The sequence below is a fragment of the Leucobacter sp. UCD-THU genome, assembly GCF_000349545.1.
Taxonomy (GTDB): domain Bacteria; phylum Actinomycetota; class Actinomycetes; order Actinomycetales; family Microbacteriaceae; genus Leucobacter; species Leucobacter muris.
This window is the reverse complement of record NZ_KB714601.1, coordinates 1-17,030: the sequence shown is the minus strand read 5'-3', so window position 1 is coordinate 17,030 and position 17,030 is coordinate 1. Positions and strand designations below refer to the sequence as shown.

Here is a 17,030-nt window from a genome sequence, read left to right as displayed (position 1 = left end):
GTCAGCCTTCCTCGATCGCCGATGGTGGAGTGAACGCCGCGTCCAGAGCGCGGCGCAGGGTGCGGTTCCGGTAGTCGCCGGAGACGCCGGTGTAGAGGGCGGTGGTCGATCCCCAGCGGTGCCCGACCTGCTGCTGCACGAACAGCGGGTCGAAGCCGTCCTCGATCAGATGCGTCACATAGGAGTGCCGCAGGCAGTGCGGGTGCAGGGCGGGGTCGAAGCCGAGCTCGTCGCGGTACTCGGCGAACCGTAGCCCGATGTAGCTCCCGCTGACCCTGGATTGTCGCTCGGTCGGCCAGAGCATCCCGCTGCCGGCCGTGTCGAACAGGGGCAGCACCTCGGTGACGTATTCCTCAATCACCGGGCGGGTCCAGTCGAACACCGCCAGCACCGCGCGACGCCGGGGTTGAGAGCCACGGCTGGCTTTGCCCCACCGGACGTTGCAGACCCCGAACCGGCCGAACTCGGTCGCGGTCGGGTTGCGGGTGAAGTCATGAAGGTCCAGCATCCCGACCTCACGACGACGCAGCCCGAAGGCGTAGATCATCTTGAACAGCGTCGCGTCGCGGAATACCGACTTCCAGCCCTTCTTCCCGCGTGTGCGGGCCTGGTCGACGCGATCGTCGGCGTAGTCGAAGAAGGTTTGCACCTCGATCCGCGACAGAGGTCGCACCGTCGGGCGTGCCTCGTGATCGCCCGTGTGGATCGCGGTGTTCCACTCGTGGCAGACCTGCACCGGGTGGGTGCCGAACAGCTCCTCGCACCGCTCCACCCACCCGTAACGACGGTCGGTGAGGAAGTCGCAGAACAACGCGACCGCGTTCTGGTAAGAGCGGATCGTGCCGTGCGAGCAGGGCTTGTCGCCGGAGACCAACTCGGTCGTCCACTCCTCGATGTCGGCAGGAGTCCACTCCCACGGCAGGCTCCCGCAGAACCCGGCGAACCGGCGCACCTGCGCCAGTCGCGCCCCGATCGTCTTCGCATTCAGCATCCGCGAGGACTGCTGCGCCGACCAGCCGGCCAGCATGTCATCGAAGACCTGCTCCACCGGGCGCAGCAACGACACGTTGCCCGGCCGCAGCGCCGTCACCGATCCAGGCCGGTTCCCGTCCTCGAAGTCCACCCCGATAGTCTTACATCTAATGTAAGAAAAGTACATCTAATGTAAGCAGTGGCGCGTTTCCCCTGGTCACGAGCCGCTTCGCAGCGCCCAACTGTCGCCCACTGATACCCTTGCCTGACCAGGGAATCCGCACGATCCCGGCCCTGGCCGATTACATCTAATGTAATAATTGCTAGTTCTACTTCACCGTGACGTGGAGGTGGTCGTAGTGGCCACCCGTCACGTTGTCGGGGTCGTGCATCCCGCCGCCGTTGTATGGACGCCAGCCCTCGGCGTCGCGCGAGAGCGACCAGATTTTGCCTTGCCAGATCAGGTACTCGACGCCGAGGGTTTCGGCGTGGGTCTGCATCCACTCGGTGACTTGCCAGCCGTAGTCGAGTTGCGCAGGCGTCGGGTACTGGCCGATCGCGTTGCCGAACGTCAGATCGCACGCACGCCCCAGGGGATGCTCCGATTGGGTGCCGGGCCGGGGTGAGTAGCAGCCCCAGCCGGTGTCGGGGAACGCCGCTTTGGTCTGCTCGTACAGGTGCAGCATCCGTGCGGTGATCTGCCCGGTCGAAGTCGGGTCGTCGACCAGCCGGTTCGGGTCGTCGCCGTCGAACGGTGCCGGGTCACCGGTGGTGCCGGTGCTGTTACCGCAGCCGTTCGGAGGCCCGACTGAGGCTTCGGGCAGGTCGGCGGCGTTGTGCTGGTTCAGCCATGCGGCAGGGTCGATGTACTCCCCGTTGGTGCCGCCGTCGCGAACCTCGAAATGCAGATGCGGCCCCGTGCTCATGCCCGAGGAACCGACGTCGGCGATGTGCTGCCCGGCACGCACTTGATCGCCCACCGAGACGTGAATGCCGTGCTGCCAACTGTGCGCGTACGCGGTCGCCACGGTGCGCCCGTCGATGCGGTGCTCGATCACGACCAGGCCGCCGTACCCGCCGGAGAACTCGGCAACGGTGACTGTGCCGGAGGCGGCGGCGAGGATCGGGGTGCCGTCCGGGGCGGCGAAGTCCGCACCCGTGTGGAAGCTCTGCTCCCCGGTGATCGGGTGGATGCGCGGCCCGAACGGGTCAGTGGCGATCCAGGTGCCCTCCGGGAGCGGGAACACCACGAGCGATGACTCCGCGACCTCAGCGAGCACAACAACAGGCAGGGCCGCCGGTGCCGGGGTGACCGGCCCACCCGCTCCGGTGAGCGTGCCCAGGATGGTGAGGGCGACCGGCTCGTAGTTGTTGTACCTATCGGGGTAGGCCGAGACTTCGACGGCCTGAGCCGCCTCGCCCTTGCCCATCTGCTGCCAGCCGGGAATGTCGAGCAGGCCACGCGGACTCGGGTAGTTGGGGCCGTCCGGCCCGCCGTAGAACGCTCTCGCCTGATAGTCGGAGCTCATGAGTTCGGCGACGCTGCCCCACCCGGACTGCGGGCGCATCTGGAACAACCCGAGCGAGTCGTGGTCTGAGCCGTCGCCGTCGTTAGGATAGTCGGCGCTCTCGGGGTACGCCGAGGTGTTCGACAGCATCCGCAGGCTGGATTCGGTCAGGGCTGCCATGAGCGCGATCTGGATGCCGTCGCGCCCCACCCCGTCGATGCCGGAACCGATCTCGATGATGGTGGCCGCGTGCGTGAGTTGCTGCCGGTTGAGCGTGATGGTCTCGCCGTTCGCGGTGGTCGCGGTGAGCGAGTCGGGAATGTTCCCCACAGTGATGCCGGTGCCGTCGATGGTGCATTCGGCGTTCGCGGCGGGGTTCATCAGCACGCCGATCGCCAGCAGACCGACGAACGGGCCGAGCAGGAGCAGCAGGGCGAGGGCGATGACTGCCTTCTTCATCGTCATGGCCTCCGTGTCAGCGCAGCGGCTGGTCGAGCATCGACAGGCGCAGCAGGTAGCACGACGGCACCGCACCGGTATCCGGTGCGCTGGTCTCGCTCTGGCTGCCGGTCGGTGGGTCGTCAGGCGGGCAGGCGAGGAAGATCGTGAACGCCACCGGGTGCTCAGAAGTCACGGGTTTGTCGTTCCAGATGCCCGCGCGGTGCCGGGTGCCCTCGATCGTGATAGCGGTCGCCCCGACCGGGAGTTGGCCGGGCCGGGCCTGCTCGACCGCTTGAGCCCACTGCTCGGGCACATACGCATCGGTGATCGTCAGGTGCTGGCTCGTGCCGTACTGCCCCAGCTCGACCCAGGCGTCACGGCCGGGCAGGTAGGAGGCGACGTCGGAGGCCAGCCCTGCCTGCTCGTTCCCGGTCGGGTCACCCACGTCCAGCAGCACGGCGGTGTAGTCCAGCGGCAGGAACCCGCTGGTGGTATCCCAGGTGAACAGCGCGTGCGCGGCCTGGCGTGCGAACTCTTCGGGGTCGGTCGACGGGGCGATGTAGGGCAGGCGCGGAGTCGGCTGATCGGGGTCGATGCGGATCGGGGTCGGTGGCCCGTCGGGTCTCGGGTCGGCGTCGTTCGGGCCGGTCACCAGCCCGTAGACGCCGATCGCAGCCAGGACGAGGAACGCGACCCCGGCGCAGACGAGGGAGATCAATCGGCGGCGGGTGCGGGCGGGGTCATCGGGAGTCGTCTTCATGACCCCCAGGTGCGCCGCCCGCGCACCGGGAGCGGGCTAGAGCGCCCGGAGATGCCTGCGCGGGTTGCTCAGCGACTGCCGGGCGGCACGCAGCTCGTCGGCGAACGTGCTGGTGCCGTCAGCGGTCACCAAGAACGAGGTGATCTGCTCGTCGGTGAGATCGCTTGCCAGCACTGCGGTGTCGTAATGCGTCCACCAGTCGGCAAGCTCCGTCCAGGTGGTGACGAACGCGCGCACCGGCCACTGCGCGGGCTCGGTCTCACCCGTGGAAGTGGCTGGGGCGGGCTTCTTCTGCGACGACTGAACGCGAGCGACGGCCTCTCGTGCGAGTGCCTCCAGATCGGCGTCCTCGCTTGTGGCTTCGGCGACAGCGACGCGGACGCGCTCGAAACCGGGATGCACCGGCGCACCGGCGTCGATGCGTTCGAGTTCAGCAGCGGCGTCGCCGCGCACTGTGGCGGGCAGGTCGGGGTCGTCGGCGATCTGCCGCAGGTAGTTGATCTTCTCCAGCGTGGTGTGAGAAGCGCCACCGGGGATCATCGCAGCAGCCTGTTCTCGGGTGTCACCGCGTGATGCTGACGGTGCCGCAAAATTTGCGGCACCGTCCTTTCCGGGCTGATTGTCCGCGCTGAACCGTGTTGCTGCCTGCCTGCGTGAAGCGTCCTCGGCCATGAGGGTCTTCAGCTCGCGGTAGAGCGCAGCAGCCTCGACCGGGGTGAGGTCTTTGTGGAGCATGTTGTCGTCTTGCTCAGCCAGCAGGTGCCCGAGCCTGCCCGAGACGCCCGAGCGCACCCACACGCTCACCGTGCGCCAGCCGAGCAGCTTGATCGCGGCCAGCCGCCGAGCACCGCACACCAGCACCCCGTCGATGGTGACCGTCAACGGTTGCAGGAGTCCGTCGCGGGCGATGGACTCGGCCAGCGCGGTCAGATCGCCCAGGTCGGTGCGGTGGCGGTTGCCGACGATGATCGAGTCGACGGTGCGGTCGAGTTCGATGTGCCCGGTCTGCGCGCCCATCACCGCCTCCCGTGCTTCGGTGCTGCGAGCGAGATCATCAGCACGAGATCGTCGTCGCGCAGCAGCGCGCGCAGGCTCTCGCCGATAAGCAACCGGAGCAGGATGCCACGTCCGGCAGCGGTCGCGGCATAGGCTGGGTTGGGGTGGCCGAGCAGCGCTTTCAGCAGTGTTGTCCAGGCGGTGCTGTTCACGTCCAGTAGGGCGCGGGCGTGCTTGTCGCGGCGCAGCGCTTCATAGGCGCTCTGGCGGCTGCCCGCGCGGGCGAGCGCCTGGCAGATGTGCTCGACTCCGGCGCGGGCGATGTGCGGAGGCCAGCCCAGCAGCGTGAACAGCGCGATGGCATCCTCCACAGCCGAGCCTGCCGAGCAGCACGCCGTCGTACTCGCGGGTTCGTCGGCACCGGTCGGGTCGGGGTCGGTGACGTGGAATGCCGAGTGGTAGTCGGTCAGCGGGTTCTCCCGATCTGACAGCCTTTCCGCGTCGTGAAACGCGGAGATGTGCGGGCGTCGGGCTTGATGCACCGAACACAGCAGGCCCTGTCCGCGTTCCTCGGCGATGCAGGTGATGCGCACCGCATGGGTCACCACGCCCCACGGGTCGTTCGCGGTACGGGCGGCCTTGGTGCGCATCACATCGAACGCGGCTGATGCCGCCTCCCAGGGGTCGAGGCCGTGCTTGCGGGCCAGCGCCCCGTACTTGTCGGCGGCATAGGCCATCAGCTCAGCGGCGACCGGATCGGACTGCCACGCGCCGGGGCCGCCCTCGTGCAGTCGGTTCAGCAGGGCTCGCAGGCCCTCACTGCGGGTGAAGTCTTCCGGCGCTTGTTCGGGTGTGCGGGTCGTCATGGTGAGTACCTCCTGGCGACCAGGTGCACGCCAGCGCCCACCGTGTCGGCGGCGGTCGGGGGCTCGTGGGGGTGTCATCGCTACTCACCGCTTCACGACTTCCCGACCGCAGCCCTCGTCGGTGCGTGGTGGCGGGCACCATGCCCGAACGCCGACAGCGGCGGCAGCCGCTTGGCCCGGTCGCCGAGATTCCTCAGCCCGTCCACCAACGGTTCGCGGGCCTTGCGTGACATCTCGACCTCCATGTCGATGCCTCGCCCGGCCAATGACGCAGTGTTGCGGGCGATCAGATCGGTGGGCCGCACCCACTCGATACCGCGCGCCCGGTGTTCCTCGAGCTTCTGCTCAACCTCCGCCGCCGCAGCTGCATCGGTGATCTCGTCAGTCGGGGCGGTCTCGACCGTGGCGTCCTTGCGCTTAGTGACGTCGGCAGCGGCTACCGCCTCGGGCACCTGCCGCACTTCACTGCGGTCTTCCGGCACGTCCGGTTCGGGCGCATCCTCGACGCGCGCGTCCTCGTACGCTCGTACCTGTTCTCGCGGGTCGATAGTCATGATGTTGTCTCCATTCCTGTTGTGGTTTCCGGTTCCTCGACCGGCGGGGTAAACCAACGGCCCACCGTCGAGGGATGCACTTGCAGCTCGTCGGCGATCGCCTTGTTCGACCAGCCGGCCTCCCGAAGCCGCGCGGCGCGCTCACGCCGACCAAGCACCAGCTCGGCCTCCGGCTCGGCGTCTGGTTCGGCTTCGGACTCGGGTGCTGCTGGTGCTGGGTCTGCTTCGGCTACGGCTGGTAGCTCGCGCGGTGCCTGAGCCGTGCTGCTCGGCGGCACGGTGGCCGAGCGCGTGAGGACGACGGTGAGGTGCGTGCTGGCAAGCAGCACCAGCGGCGGCACCGCTGCGACCGTCGCGGCGAGCATGGCGGGCACGCTGGCATCGGCAGCCACGATCGCGTGCAGCGCGTTCGCGGCCACCGACACGAGCGCCCCACAGATCAGCAGCGCCCACGGATACCAGGCACCGGGGCGACCATCGAGCGCGACGACCGCGATTGTCGAGACCACGATCAGCCCGTCGACCAGCAGCGGCCAGATCCACGCCTGCCCCGAAGCGATACCCGACCGGGCCGCGAGATCGGCCAGTGCCATGAACGAGAGCCAGAACGCCCCGATGCCGATCAAGACCGTGCCGGTAGCAGCAGTCATCACCGCCCAACCCCATCCAGGTCGTCGCGCGCTCATCACAGCCCCCGACCACTCGCCGAGGCAACAACCAGCGACTCGTCACGAGCGAAACCCGAAGCCGTCTGGCGCACCGGCGCGCGACGACGCGGCCCGTAGGTGCTGACGTGGCGATACGCCGAACCGACCGTCCGGGTGATCTCGCGCTCGCCCAGCCCAGACTGGATCGCGGCCAGGCCGAGCGCATCGAGTGCTTCGCGGGGCGAGTGACCGTGCTCAGCCATGCGGCACGCGGCCTTGAACAGCCCAAGGTTGCGTTCGCCCTCGGGCCTGCTCGCGACCTGCGAGGCAAGCCGGGCAACATCCAGCGGCCAGCCACCCGGCGGCGCGGGCGCGGGGGTGTACTTCGGGCGTGGGTCGAGGAAATCGCGCAGTCGCTGCGCATCCAGGAGCGAGACCGGGCCAGCGGCCACGCTCTCGACCCGATACGGCATCCGGCGACCATCGATCATGCGCAGCGAGGGAGGCACGATGATGTAGCCGCCGTCGCCCCGAAAGTCGACACCCGCCCGGCCTACCTGCCACGACCGCTGCTCATGCTCCGGGTCAGCGGGAAAGTACAGGTGCCTGCCGCCGGTCGGCGTCGTCACCACTGCCAACGGCTCGGACAGCAGCCCCGAACGGGCCGCACGTCCGAACGCGGCATATCCATCGACCTTGTGCACGTCGACGTCGACAACGACCACCCCCGAGGCCGCGCCGGTCGGAACGGCAAGGTTCGCGCCTGGCTGCCGTCGCCACCACGCCTCCACCTGCCCGGCATCAGTGGTTGCCTCGTGGAAACCACGCTCAGGAATCGGGCGTTTCCCGTCTGGCGCGCACGGGAAGACCGGCACATCGAGCCGGGCCAGCTCGCGCGCAACGAGAGGCAGCGGTACGCCCTCGCCGAGCCGGGAGAACACCGCAGCGACCGACGAAGCCCGGCGCGCGATCACGTCCTGCGCCGTGCGAGCGTCGCGTACCTCAGCCATCGCCAGACCTCCTTCCGCCGGAGGCCACCCCGTAGCGGGGCGACCGTACGACCGTGAGGTACGTCGGGAGGATCACGCAGACGAGACGGACAAGGAAACGAGACTCTGACCGTCAGGCTTCGTGAAGAACCCGACGAGTCTCTACCGGACTACCAGTCAATCCGCGCCAGAAACGACGGGAGGTCGACGGTCTCGAAGAAGCGGCACAGAGTAACCAGAACGGGCACATCGCTCAGACGGTCTGTGCGCGCATCTGGCGGTAGTGGCCGGGGGTGACGCCGACGTACTGGCGGAACAATCGGGTGGCATGGGAACGGGAGTGCCAGCCGACTCGCAGCATCGCAGCCGCGACCGTTAGATCGGTCTCGCGTAGATATTTTGCCAGGTGCTCGGCGCGGAGCATCGTCAGATACGCCAGCGGGGTCTTGCCGTAGGCCTCGACGAATACGCTGGACAACCGTGACGGCGACAGATGCACCTCGGCGGCGAGATCGTCCAGCGTCCACCGGCGTGCGGGGTTCTCGCGCAGCAGGGCAGCGGCCCGGCGTGCCTCGACCCGCAGCGGCGCGAACCGGCGATCACGCGGGAGCGTGGGCCGGATATGCGCACGCTGCGACGGCGAGATCCGCACCGGGGAAACGGTGATGTGTGGGGCGATGACGTAGGCAACCTGGAACCACAGCGCCTGTATCCGCAGGTAGTGCCGCACGAAGTCGCCGTCTACACTTAACGCGACCAACTCGTCCAGCCAAGGCATGAGCATCCCGGCGCGATCCTCGCCCAGCCGGAGAATCTGCGCGGGCTCGGAATAGATGGCGTCCGCGAAACCCTGCGCGTCGAGCCGATCGCAGACGAACCCGGCGTACTGCCACCGCACCTGGTCAAGCACATAGTCGGTATCGAGATAGACCGTGGTCACGGTGATGTGGCCCTCCGGCTCGCTTCCGCACAGGACGTTCGCTCCGAGCAGCACCACATCACCGGACTTGATCGGTTGCTGTCCGAACTCACTGAACAAGAAGGCAGAACCGTCGCGGACGACGATAACCCTCACGCAGTCGTAGGCGACTGGACCAATCGGACGACGGATGGTGCGCGTCCGAGCAATCAAGGCGTCGTAACATGTCATGTCGGCCCACAGCGCTCTCGTGATGCCGGCAACGGAAGACCAGGCCGACCGCTATCGGTGGCTCTTGCTTTTCCGCGTGGTCGCGATGATGACCCATCTCACGGCGTTGCAGCAGCGACTCACGGACACGCTGATCTCGCTGGTGTCGAGTGTGGATCGCATCGCGCGTCCAATCATGCTCATGACGTTCCTCTCATGACTTCACGAGTCTGGCTATGGCGTCGGACGCTTCCTTGAGCTTTACTTCGGCCTCAGTGCCGTCGTGCTGGATAGCTCCGGCGACGCAGTGTCTGAGGTGGTCATCGAGCAGTCCGAGAGCGACGTTCTCCAGCGCGGAAGTGATCGCACTGATCTGGGTGAGGATGTCGATGCAGTAGGTGTCCTCCTCGATCATCCGGTGGATGCCACGGGCCTGACCCTCGATGCGTCTGAGCCGTGCGAGATAGCGTTCCTTCTCCGTGATGTAGCCGTGAGTCACCGGTGCGGTGGCGATGCTCGGGGTGTCCATATCGATGGCCTCCTAACGGGCGCGGTTCGGCCGACGCATGGTCATGCGGCACGGTCGAGGATTCTGGCAGTGCTGGCTTGCGGGGTGAGGTCGAGCCTGCGCAGCAACTGGGCGTTGAGGGCGACGACCACGGTGGAGACGGACATGAGGATCGCGCCGATGCTCATCGGCAGCACGAACCCGATGGGTGCGAGGACGCCCGCGGCCAGCGGGACGGAGACGAGGTTGTAGCCGGCCGCCCACCACAGGTTCTGCTTCATCTTCCGGAACGTCGCCCGTGAGAGCTCGATTACCGAGAGCACCGATCGCGGATCGGAGGAGGCGAGAATGACGCCCGCCGATCCGATCGCCACGTCCGTGCCCGCTCCGATCGCGATGCCGACGTCGGCCTGGGCCAGCGCCGGGGCGTCGTTCACGCCGTCGCCGACCATGGCGACCTTGCGGCCCTCGTCCTGGAGTTCGGCGACCTTGGCGGCCTTGTCCTCCGGTCGCACGCCCGCGAAGACCCGGTCGATGCCGAGATCCTTCGCGACGGTGTCGGCGACGGCCTGGGCGTCGCCGGTAATCATCACGACCTGCACCCCGGCTGCATGGAGCGCGTCGACGGCTTCGCGGGACTCGGGCCGGATCTCGTCGGCCAGCCGCAGGGCGCCGATGACCTCGCCATCGGCGAGCACATGCAGGATAATCGCACCTTCCTCGCGCCAGGTGTCGGCGACGGGGAGCTCGTCCGCCTCGTGCTGGTCGAGCAGGTACGGTCCGCCGACCTCGATGACGCTTTCATCGACGGTGGCCTTGACACCGACTGCCGGGGAGGACGAGAAGTCCGTGGCCGCGGGCACGTCGAGTTTCCGGGTGCGGGCCGCGCCGACGATGGCCCGGGCGAGCGGGTGCTCGCTGTCGGCCTCCGCGGCGGCGGCCAGCGCCAACACTTCGTCCTCGGTTCCGGTGCCGGAGGGATCGATGGCGGTCACCGTCGGCTCGCCCTTAGTGAGGGTGCCGGTCTTGTCGAACAGCACCGCGTCCACGGTGCGCATGGACTCCAGCGCGAGACGGTCTTTGATGAGCACTCCGCCGCGGGCGGCGCGTTCGGTCGCGATGGAAACCACCAGCGGGATCGCCAGGCCGAGCGCGTGCGGGCAGGCGATCACCAGCACGGTGATCGTGCGGACCACGGCGGCGTCGGGCAGGCCGACGAGCGACCAGATGACGGCGGTGATTGCCGCCGCGCCCAGGGCGAACCAGAACAGCCACGCGGCCGCGGTGTCGGCGATCCGCTGCGCGCGGGAGGAAGACGCCTGTGCGTCGGAGACGAGCTTCTGGATACCGGCGAGCGCGGTGTCGTCGCCGGTCGCGGTGACCTCGACCCGCAGTCCGGAGTCGGTGGCCACGGTGCCGGCGACCACCTGATCCCCGGTCTCCCGGCGCACCGTCTTGGACTCGCCGGTGACCATCGACTCGTCCATCGAGGCCGACCCGTCGACGATCTTTCCATCGGCGGGCACCGAGGATCCCGGACGGACTATCACCACGTCGCCGACAGCCAGATCAGCAGGAGCGACCTTCACGATATCGTCGCCGTCGATTCTCTCGGCTTCGTCGGGCAGCAGCGCGGCGAGGGAGTCCAGCGCGGAGGTGGTTTGGGCGAGCGATCGCATCTCGATCCAGTGGCCGAGCAACATGATCACCACCAGCAGCGCCAGCTCCCACCAGAAGTTCAGTTCGTGGTGCAGGATGCCGAGGCTCGCACCCCAGGACGCGAGGAACGCGACAGTGATCGCCAACGCGATGAGCAGCATCATCCCCGGTTTGCGGGAGCGGATCTCGCTCAGCCCGCCCGTCAGGAAGGGCCAGCCGCCCCAGAAGTAGACGACCGTGCCCAGCACAGGCGACACCCAAGACACCCATGCAGCTTCGGGCAGGTGATAACCGATGAGGTGGGCGAACATGTCGTTGAAGCCCACAACCGGGACGGCGAGAACGAGCATGATCCAGAACAGGCGCCGGAACTGTCCGACGTGATCTCCGTGTCCGGCATGCCCGTGACCATGTCCGCCGTGACCCTCGTGGTGGGCGTGAGCGTCATGGCCGTCGTGGTGGCGGCCGGAAGCCTCGCCGTGACCCTGGTGATGGTCGTGCGAGTGGTGACCGGCGTGGGTGTTCGGCTCGTCGTGGTGCGCGTGCTGAACGTCCACGTGCTCAGGGTGGGCGTGCGATCGTGTCGAGGGATCGTTGCTCATGGTCTCGTCTCCTTTGTTCGTTACCCCAGCCCAGAGGCGAGACCGGGGCGAAGGTTCCGCGCTCCCGTGCAGGTCCGGTCGTCGGGAGCGCGGAACCAGATGCCGTCAGGCGGCGTTCGCGTAGCGGTCGGGATCAGCGTCGAACAGGGGTCCGCAGGCGGCGCAGCAGAACCAGTACCGCTGGCCCTGGTAGTCGCGGTAGAGACCGGCTTCCTCCGCCTGCGCCTTGACGACGGGGGTGCCGGCCATCACCTTGCATTCGGTCATCTCATCGGCCGGAGTCTGAGCGATGGCCTCCGCACTGGGTGTGTGTCCGCAGCAGCTCCCACCGCTTGAGGACGTGTCGGTCAGGTTCAGGTTCTCGTGTGCAGTCATCGTGCTTCCTTTCTTTTCGGCCGAGTTTTTCGACGTCGCCGNAGTCTTCTGTAAAAGCTATTCGAAAACCGGCGGGTGCCGGAGCGCTGGTGTCGTCCGCGCGGGCCTTGAAGGTCCGCAGCCGCAGGCTGTTGGACACGACGAACACGGACGACAGGGCCATGGCCGCGCCGGCGAGCATGGGGTTGAGCAGCCCGAAGGCGGCGAGCGGGATCGCGGCGGTGTTGTAGGCGAAGGCCCAGAATAGGTTCGTCTTGATCGTTCGCAGTGTGTGCCGGGCGAGCCGGATCGCGTCGGCGGCGGCCCGCAGGTCGCCGCGCACCAGGGTGATGTCGGCGGCCTCGATCGCGACATCGGTGCCGGTGCCCATCGCCAGGCCCAGGTCGGCTTGGGCGAGCGCAGGGGCGTCGTTGACGCCATCGCCGACCATCGCGACGACCTTGCCTTCTGCTTGCAGCCGGGCGACGACATCGACCTTGTCCTTGGGTAGCACCTCGGCGATCACCTGCTCGATGCCGACCTCGGCGGCGACCTGCTCGGCCACGGCCTGGTTGTCGCCGGTGAGCAGCACCGGGGTCAGACCGAGTTCGGTGAACTGGGCGATGGCCTGCTTGCTGGTGGGCTTGATCTGGTCGGAGACCACTAGCACGCCACGGGCGGCACCGTCCCAGCCGATCGCGATCGCGGTCTTGCCCTCGGCTTCCGCGGCCTGCTTCGCGGCACGGAGGTCTCTATCGAGGTGGATCGACCAGTCCGCCAGCAGGGACTCACGGCCGGCGACGACGGCATGACCGGCGACGACGCCCTGGACGCCCTTGCCTTCGATGTTCTCGAAGGATTCCGGGGCGGGCAGCTCGCCCACCTCGCTGGTCGCTCCGGTGGCGATGGCCTGGGCGATGGGGTGCTCGGAGTAGTCCTCCAGGCCGCCAGCGATGCGCAGCAGCTCGGCCCGGTCCACGCCGTCGGCGGTGATGACGTCGGTGAGGGTCATCTTGCCGGTGGTGACGGTGCCGGTCTTGTCGAGGACGATCGTGTCGACCTTCTTGGTGGACTCCAGTACCTCAGGCCCCTTGATGAGGACACCCATCTGCGCGCCCCGTCCGGTGCCGACCAGCAGCGCCGTCGGGGTCGCGAGACCGAGGGCGCAGGGGCAGGCGATGATGAGCACGGCGACGGCGGCGGTGAAGCCCGCGCTGAGCGGGAACCCGGCCCCGATCCATGCGCCCAGGGCGCCGACCGCCACGGCGATGGCGATGGGCACGAACACTCCGGAGACCTTGTCGGCCAGGCGTTGAATCTCGGCCTTGCCCGACTGGGCATCCTCGACGAGCTTCGCCATCTGCGCCAGCTGCGTATCCGAGCCGACGCGGGTGGCCTGGACGACGAGCCGACCGCCGGCATTCACCGTCGCGCCGGTCACGGCGTCGCCTTCGCTGACCTCGACGGGCACGGATTCGCCGGTGAGCATCGAGGCGTCGATCGCGGAGTTGCCCGAGGTGATGACCCCGTCGGTGGCGATCTTCTCGCCGGGCCTCACCACGAACTCATCACCCACGGTCAGCTCATCGATGGAGACCCGCTGCTCCTGACCATTGCGGAGAACCGAGACTTCTTTCGCGCCGAGTTCGAGCAGGGCGCGCAGGGCGGCGCCGGCGCGTCGCTTGGAGCGCTTCTCGAAGTAGCGACCGAGCAGGATGAAGGTGATCACCCCGGCGGCGACTTCGAGATAGATGTGCCCGAGCCCGTCGGAACGGGAGATGGTGAACTCGAAGGGGTGCACCACGCCCCGGTCCCCGGCGGTGCCGAAGAACAGGGCGACCAGCGACCAGATCATCGCCGCGGTCGTGCCCACGGAGATGAGGGTGTCCATCGTCGCGGCGCCGTGCCTGAGGTTCATCCAGGCGGCCTTGTGGAACGGCCAGCCCGCCCACACCACGACCGGGGCGGCGAGTGCCAGAGAAGCGAAGCCCCAGTAGTCGAACTGCAGCGCGGGGATCATCGCCATCGCGATGACCGGCACCGCCAGCACCGCGGAGCCGATGAGCCGCTGCCGCAGCGACCGTAGCTCGGCGTCCTCACGGGACTCGCCTCCCTCACCATCCTTGGGTGTTTCGCCCTTGGGGGTGGGGAGCTCGGCGGTGTAGCCGGTCTTCTCCACCTCGGCGACGAGCAGCTGCGGATCGTAGCCCTCGGGTGCGGTGACGCTGGCCTTCTCAGTCGCGTAGTTCACGCTCGCGGTCACTCCGTCGAGCTTGTTGAGCTTCTTCTCGATCCGGTTCGCGCACGACGCGCACGTCATGCCACCGATCTGCAGCTCGATCCCGGCAGCGCGGGCACCGGCCGCGGTGGCGCTGTCAGTGCTCATGGTCTCCTCCTTCCTCATGCCCGCCGGCGCCCTCGTGGCTGCCGCCGTCCGGCGATGCCTCGCCGGTGGTGTCCACCACGAGCGGGGCGGTATGCACCTGCCCGTCGATCTGGAAGTCGAGGAACAGCAGGTACCGGCCCGGCGTGGGCGCGGTGGCCTCGAACACGATCTCCGGCCCGGAGGTCTCACCCGCTTCGGGGGCGTCGCCGTGCGGGTGGACGTGCAGATAGGCCAGGTCCCCGTCGCGCAGCGCGACGAGGTGCCCGAACGCTCCCAGATAGGGCTCGAGCGCGGTGACCGGCTCACCGTCCTGAGTGATCGTCATCGTCAACTCCGACCCGGAACCGGCGACCAGATCGCCGGACACGGCGACGGTGTATCCGTCGACCGTGGTCTCGGTCACCGGTCCGTCGGCGGGAGCGGGCGCGTAGTCCCCGGCGACCTGCACCGAGGTCGACAGCGTCATGCCCGAGCCGGTCTCGGTAGGCACGAAGTCGGCGAACACCCGGTAGGAGCCGGCGGCCTCCCACTCCCACGGGATCGACCAGGCACCCTGGTTGTCGCGTTCGGGGTGGACGTGGCGGAAGTGCTGCCCGTCGGAGCGCACCACGATCAGGTGCAGCTCCTTCTCATGCTCCAGCTCGAAGTCGGTGACCGGGTGCCCGTCGGGCCCGGTGACCGTCAGCGACAGCTCACCGTCCTCGCCGGTCGCGGTCGGGGCGGTGACGCCGGTGAGCTGGTAGCCGTCCTGCGCCAGCCCCAGGCCCAGCGACGCCGCATCGGCGCCGGAAGTGTGGCCTGCGTGGGGGTCGTCGCCGGTCATGTCGTGTCCTTCCGTGTGGTTGTTGTCGGTGGTCTCTTCTGCCCAGGCCTGCACAGTGGAGTCGGGGACGATCGCGTTCGCCGTGAAAGCGGCCACGGCGAACACGGCCACGAGAACCAGCCCGTACAGGCCCAGCCGTGCAGGGGCTTTCATCTCAGCTCCTGACGGCGGTGTAGCCGGCCTCATCGACCGCCGCGATCACCGTGGCGTCCTCGATCGGCTGCTCGGCGGTCACGGCCAGGCGCCCGGTCTGAGCGCTGACCTCGATCCCGGTGACGCCGGGGATCTCGGAGACCTCGCTGCGGATCGCGGTCTCGCAGTGCCCGCAGCTCATCCCGGTCACCTGGAACTCAGTGGTGGTCGTGCTCATGATCAAATCTCCTTCACTCGTGTCTGACTTCTGTAACCATATACCCCAGGGGGGTATTCCCTAGTTGGTAGGTGCTTCTTCGGTTTTCTGCTGCGCTTGCCCGGTGGGGCGGATGTGGCGCAGGCGGGTGGCGGCGATGATCGCGGCCACCGCGGCGATGACCGCGGAGACGATCGCCGCCATGTTCAGGCCGCCGGAGAAGGCCGCCTGTGCGGCGGCGATCAGCTGTTCGCCCAGCGCGCCGGGCAGTTCCGCAGCGGCGGCGAGGGCGCCGTCGATGCNGCGGCGATGATCGCGGCCACCGCGGCGATGACCGCGGAGACGATCGCCGCCATGTTCAGGCCGCCGGAGAAGGCCGCCTGTGCGGCGGCGATCAGCTGTTCGCCCAGCGCGCCGGGCAGTTCCGCAGCGGCGGCGAGGGCGCCGTCGATGCTGTCCGACGCGGCGGCCGCGGCCTCCGGGGAGAGCCCGTCGGGCAGGGTGCCGTCGATCCGGTTGCGGTAGGCGGCGAGGCCGACGCTGCCGATGACGGCGACACCGAGCGAGATGCCCAGGTCGTTCGCCGTGGTCGCCAGCCCCGAGGCGCCGCCGGTCTTCTCCGGGGGCACCGAGCCCACCACGAGCTCGGTGGTCAGTGCCATCGAGGGGGCGACGCCGGGGTAGGTGATCACGAAGCTCGCGATCACCAGCGCCAGGCCTGTGCCGGCGTCGAGCTGGGTGAACAGGATGTAGCCGACGACCTGGGTGAGCAGGCCGATCCCGATCACGTTCCCGGGCCGGAACTTCCGTGCGAAGACCGGCGAGAGGGTCGAGACGACGATCAGCACCGCCGCCGCAGGCAGGATCGCCAGGCCCGCCTGCAAGGGCGAGAGGCCTTGCACCGTCTGGAGGTACTGGGTGAACAGCGAGTACACCCCACCCAGTGCCGCCGCCGAGAGCAGGAACACCGCCAGCGCACCGGAGACGGTGCGATTGGCGAACAGCCGCACGTCCAGCAGGGGCTGCTTGGCGCGCAGCTGCCGGAGCGTGAACCACAGCCCGATCAGCACGCCTGCGGCGAGCAGCCCGAGTGTGGGCCCGACGGGCTCTTGGGCGGCGAAGCGCTTGATGCTGTAGATGATCGCGAGCAGCCCGCCGACCAGCAGCAGGGCGCTGAACAGGTCGATCTTCGCCGACGGATCGCGGTGCTCGGGCACGAGGATTGGGGCGCCGATGGCGACGAGCGCCATGATTGGCACCGCGACGAGGAACGTCGCCTGCCAGCCAAACCCTTCCAGCAGCAGGCCGGACAGGAGTGGGCCGAGGGCGACGCCGGCGGAGATACCGCCCGCCCAGACCCCGATGGCGACGCCGCGCTGTTTCGCGTCGGCGAAGATCACGAAGATCAGTCCGATCGTTGCGGGCACCATCATCGCTGCGGCCAGTCCGAGGACGGCGCGCCAGACGATCATCAGCTCGGGGATCGT

18 protein-coding genes are annotated in these 17,030 nt (G+C 68.3%); 1 reads left to right on the top strand and 17 read right to left on the bottom strand.

Features of this window, described 5'->3' with window-relative positions:
• Position 1 precedes the first annotated feature (1 nt).
• The 9 genes from H490_RS21135 to H490_RS21095 form a co-directional block, all read right to left on the bottom strand.
• On the bottom strand, positions 2-1,123 hold the full coding sequence (locus H490_RS21135; protein WP_017883429.1) for a tyrosine-type recombinase/integrase: 1,122 nt from the start codon (positions 1,121-1,123) through the stop codon (positions 2-4).
• Between the two features lie 178 nt (positions 1,124-1,301).
• Positions 1,302-2,945, bottom strand: a complete 1,644-nt coding sequence (locus H490_RS21130) for a M23 family metallopeptidase (RefSeq protein ID WP_017883428.1) — start codon at positions 2,943-2,945, stop codon at positions 1,302-1,304.
• 10 nt (positions 2,946-2,955) lie between these two features.
• Positions 2,956-3,681 (bottom strand): hypothetical protein, encoded by a 726-nt coding sequence (locus H490_RS21125; protein WP_031289816.1) that lies wholly within the window; start codon positions 3,679-3,681, stop codon positions 2,956-2,958.
• A 36-nt stretch (positions 3,682-3,717) separates the two neighbouring features.
• The gene (locus H490_RS21120; RefSeq protein ID WP_017883426.1) at positions 3,718-4,698 is read right to left on the bottom strand and encodes a ParB N-terminal domain-containing protein; all 981 of its coding nucleotides are present in this window, start codon (positions 4,696-4,698) and stop codon (positions 3,718-3,720) included.
• A complete protein-coding gene (locus H490_RS21115; protein WP_017883425.1) occupies positions 4,698-5,543 on the bottom strand; it encodes a hypothetical protein in 846 nt (281 codons plus the stop codon). Before H490_RS21115 ends, H490_RS21120 begins: the two co-directional genes overlap by 1 nt.
• Before the next feature lie 92 nt (positions 5,544-5,635).
• Complete coding sequence (locus H490_RS21110) at positions 5,636-6,097, bottom strand: hypothetical protein (protein ID WP_017883424.1); 462 nt, start codon at positions 6,095-6,097, stop codon at positions 5,636-5,638.
• Positions 6,094-6,747 carry a DUF2637 domain-containing protein gene (locus tag H490_RS21105; RefSeq protein WP_017883423.1) on the bottom strand — a complete coding sequence of 218 codons (654 nt, stop codon included), beginning with the start codon at positions 6,745-6,747 and terminating at the stop codon, positions 6,094-6,096. Before H490_RS21105 ends, H490_RS21110 begins: the two co-directional genes overlap by 4 nt.
• Before the next feature lie 35 nt (positions 6,748-6,782).
• On the bottom strand, positions 6,783-7,754 hold the full coding sequence (locus H490_RS21100) for a bifunctional DNA primase/polymerase (protein ID WP_017883422.1): 972 nt from the start codon (positions 7,752-7,754) through the stop codon (positions 6,783-6,785).
• A 232-nt stretch (positions 7,755-7,986) separates the two neighbouring features.
• The gene (locus H490_RS21095) at positions 7,987-8,883 is read right to left on the bottom strand and encodes a helix-turn-helix transcriptional regulator (protein ID WP_017883421.1); all 897 of its coding nucleotides are present in this window, start codon (positions 8,881-8,883) and stop codon (positions 7,987-7,989) included.
• Here H490_RS21095 and H490_RS21090 point away from each other — a divergent pair.
• Positions 8,882-9,082 carry a hypothetical protein gene (locus H490_RS21090; protein ID WP_017883420.1) on the top strand — a complete coding sequence of 67 codons (201 nt, stop codon included), beginning with the start codon at positions 8,882-8,884 and terminating at the stop codon, positions 9,080-9,082. The genes H490_RS21095 and H490_RS21090 overlap by 2 nt on opposite strands.
• Here H490_RS21090 and H490_RS21085 read toward each other — a convergent pair.
• The 8 genes from H490_RS21085 to H490_RS21055 form a co-directional block, all read right to left on the bottom strand.
• Positions 9,077-9,391, bottom strand: coding sequence for a metal-sensitive transcriptional regulator (locus H490_RS21085; RefSeq protein ID WP_017883419.1), 315 nt, complete (start codon positions 9,389-9,391; stop codon positions 9,077-9,079). The two genes, H490_RS21090 and H490_RS21085, sit on opposite strands and share 6 nt — an antisense overlap.
• 41 nt (positions 9,392-9,432) lie before the next feature.
• Complete coding sequence (locus H490_RS21080) at positions 9,433-11,631, bottom strand: heavy metal translocating P-type ATPase (RefSeq protein WP_017883418.1); 2,199 nt, start codon at positions 11,629-11,631, stop codon at positions 9,433-9,435.
• A 105-nt stretch (positions 11,632-11,736) separates the two neighbouring features.
• Positions 11,737-12,006, bottom strand: a complete 270-nt coding sequence (locus H490_RS21075; RefSeq protein WP_031289811.1) for a YHS domain-containing protein — start codon at positions 12,004-12,006, stop codon at positions 11,737-11,739.
• Complete coding sequence (locus H490_RS21070; protein ID WP_017883416.1) at positions 11,900-14,371, bottom strand: heavy metal translocating P-type ATPase; 2,472 nt, start codon at positions 14,369-14,371, stop codon at positions 11,900-11,902. Before H490_RS21070 ends, H490_RS21075 begins: the two co-directional genes overlap by 107 nt.
• The gene (locus tag H490_RS21065) at positions 14,361-15,347 is read right to left on the bottom strand and encodes a hypothetical protein (protein ID WP_017883415.1); all 987 of its coding nucleotides are present in this window, start codon (positions 15,345-15,347) and stop codon (positions 14,361-14,363) included. Before H490_RS21065 ends, H490_RS21070 begins: the two co-directional genes overlap by 11 nt.
• Before the next feature lies 1 nt (position 15,348).
• A complete protein-coding gene (locus tag H490_RS21060) occupies positions 15,349-15,564 on the bottom strand; it encodes a heavy-metal-associated domain-containing protein (RefSeq protein WP_031289808.1) in 216 nt (71 codons plus the stop codon).
• 60 nt (positions 15,565-15,624) lie between these two features.
• Positions 15,625-15,747, bottom strand: a complete 123-nt coding sequence (locus H490_RS32820; RefSeq protein WP_017883413.1) for a hypothetical protein — start codon at positions 15,745-15,747, stop codon at positions 15,625-15,627.
• Positions 15,748-15,785: 38 nt separating this feature from the next.
• A partial coding sequence (locus tag H490_RS21055; RefSeq protein WP_017883412.1) for an MFS transporter occupies positions 15,786-17,030 on the bottom strand: 1,245 nt, incomplete at its 5' end.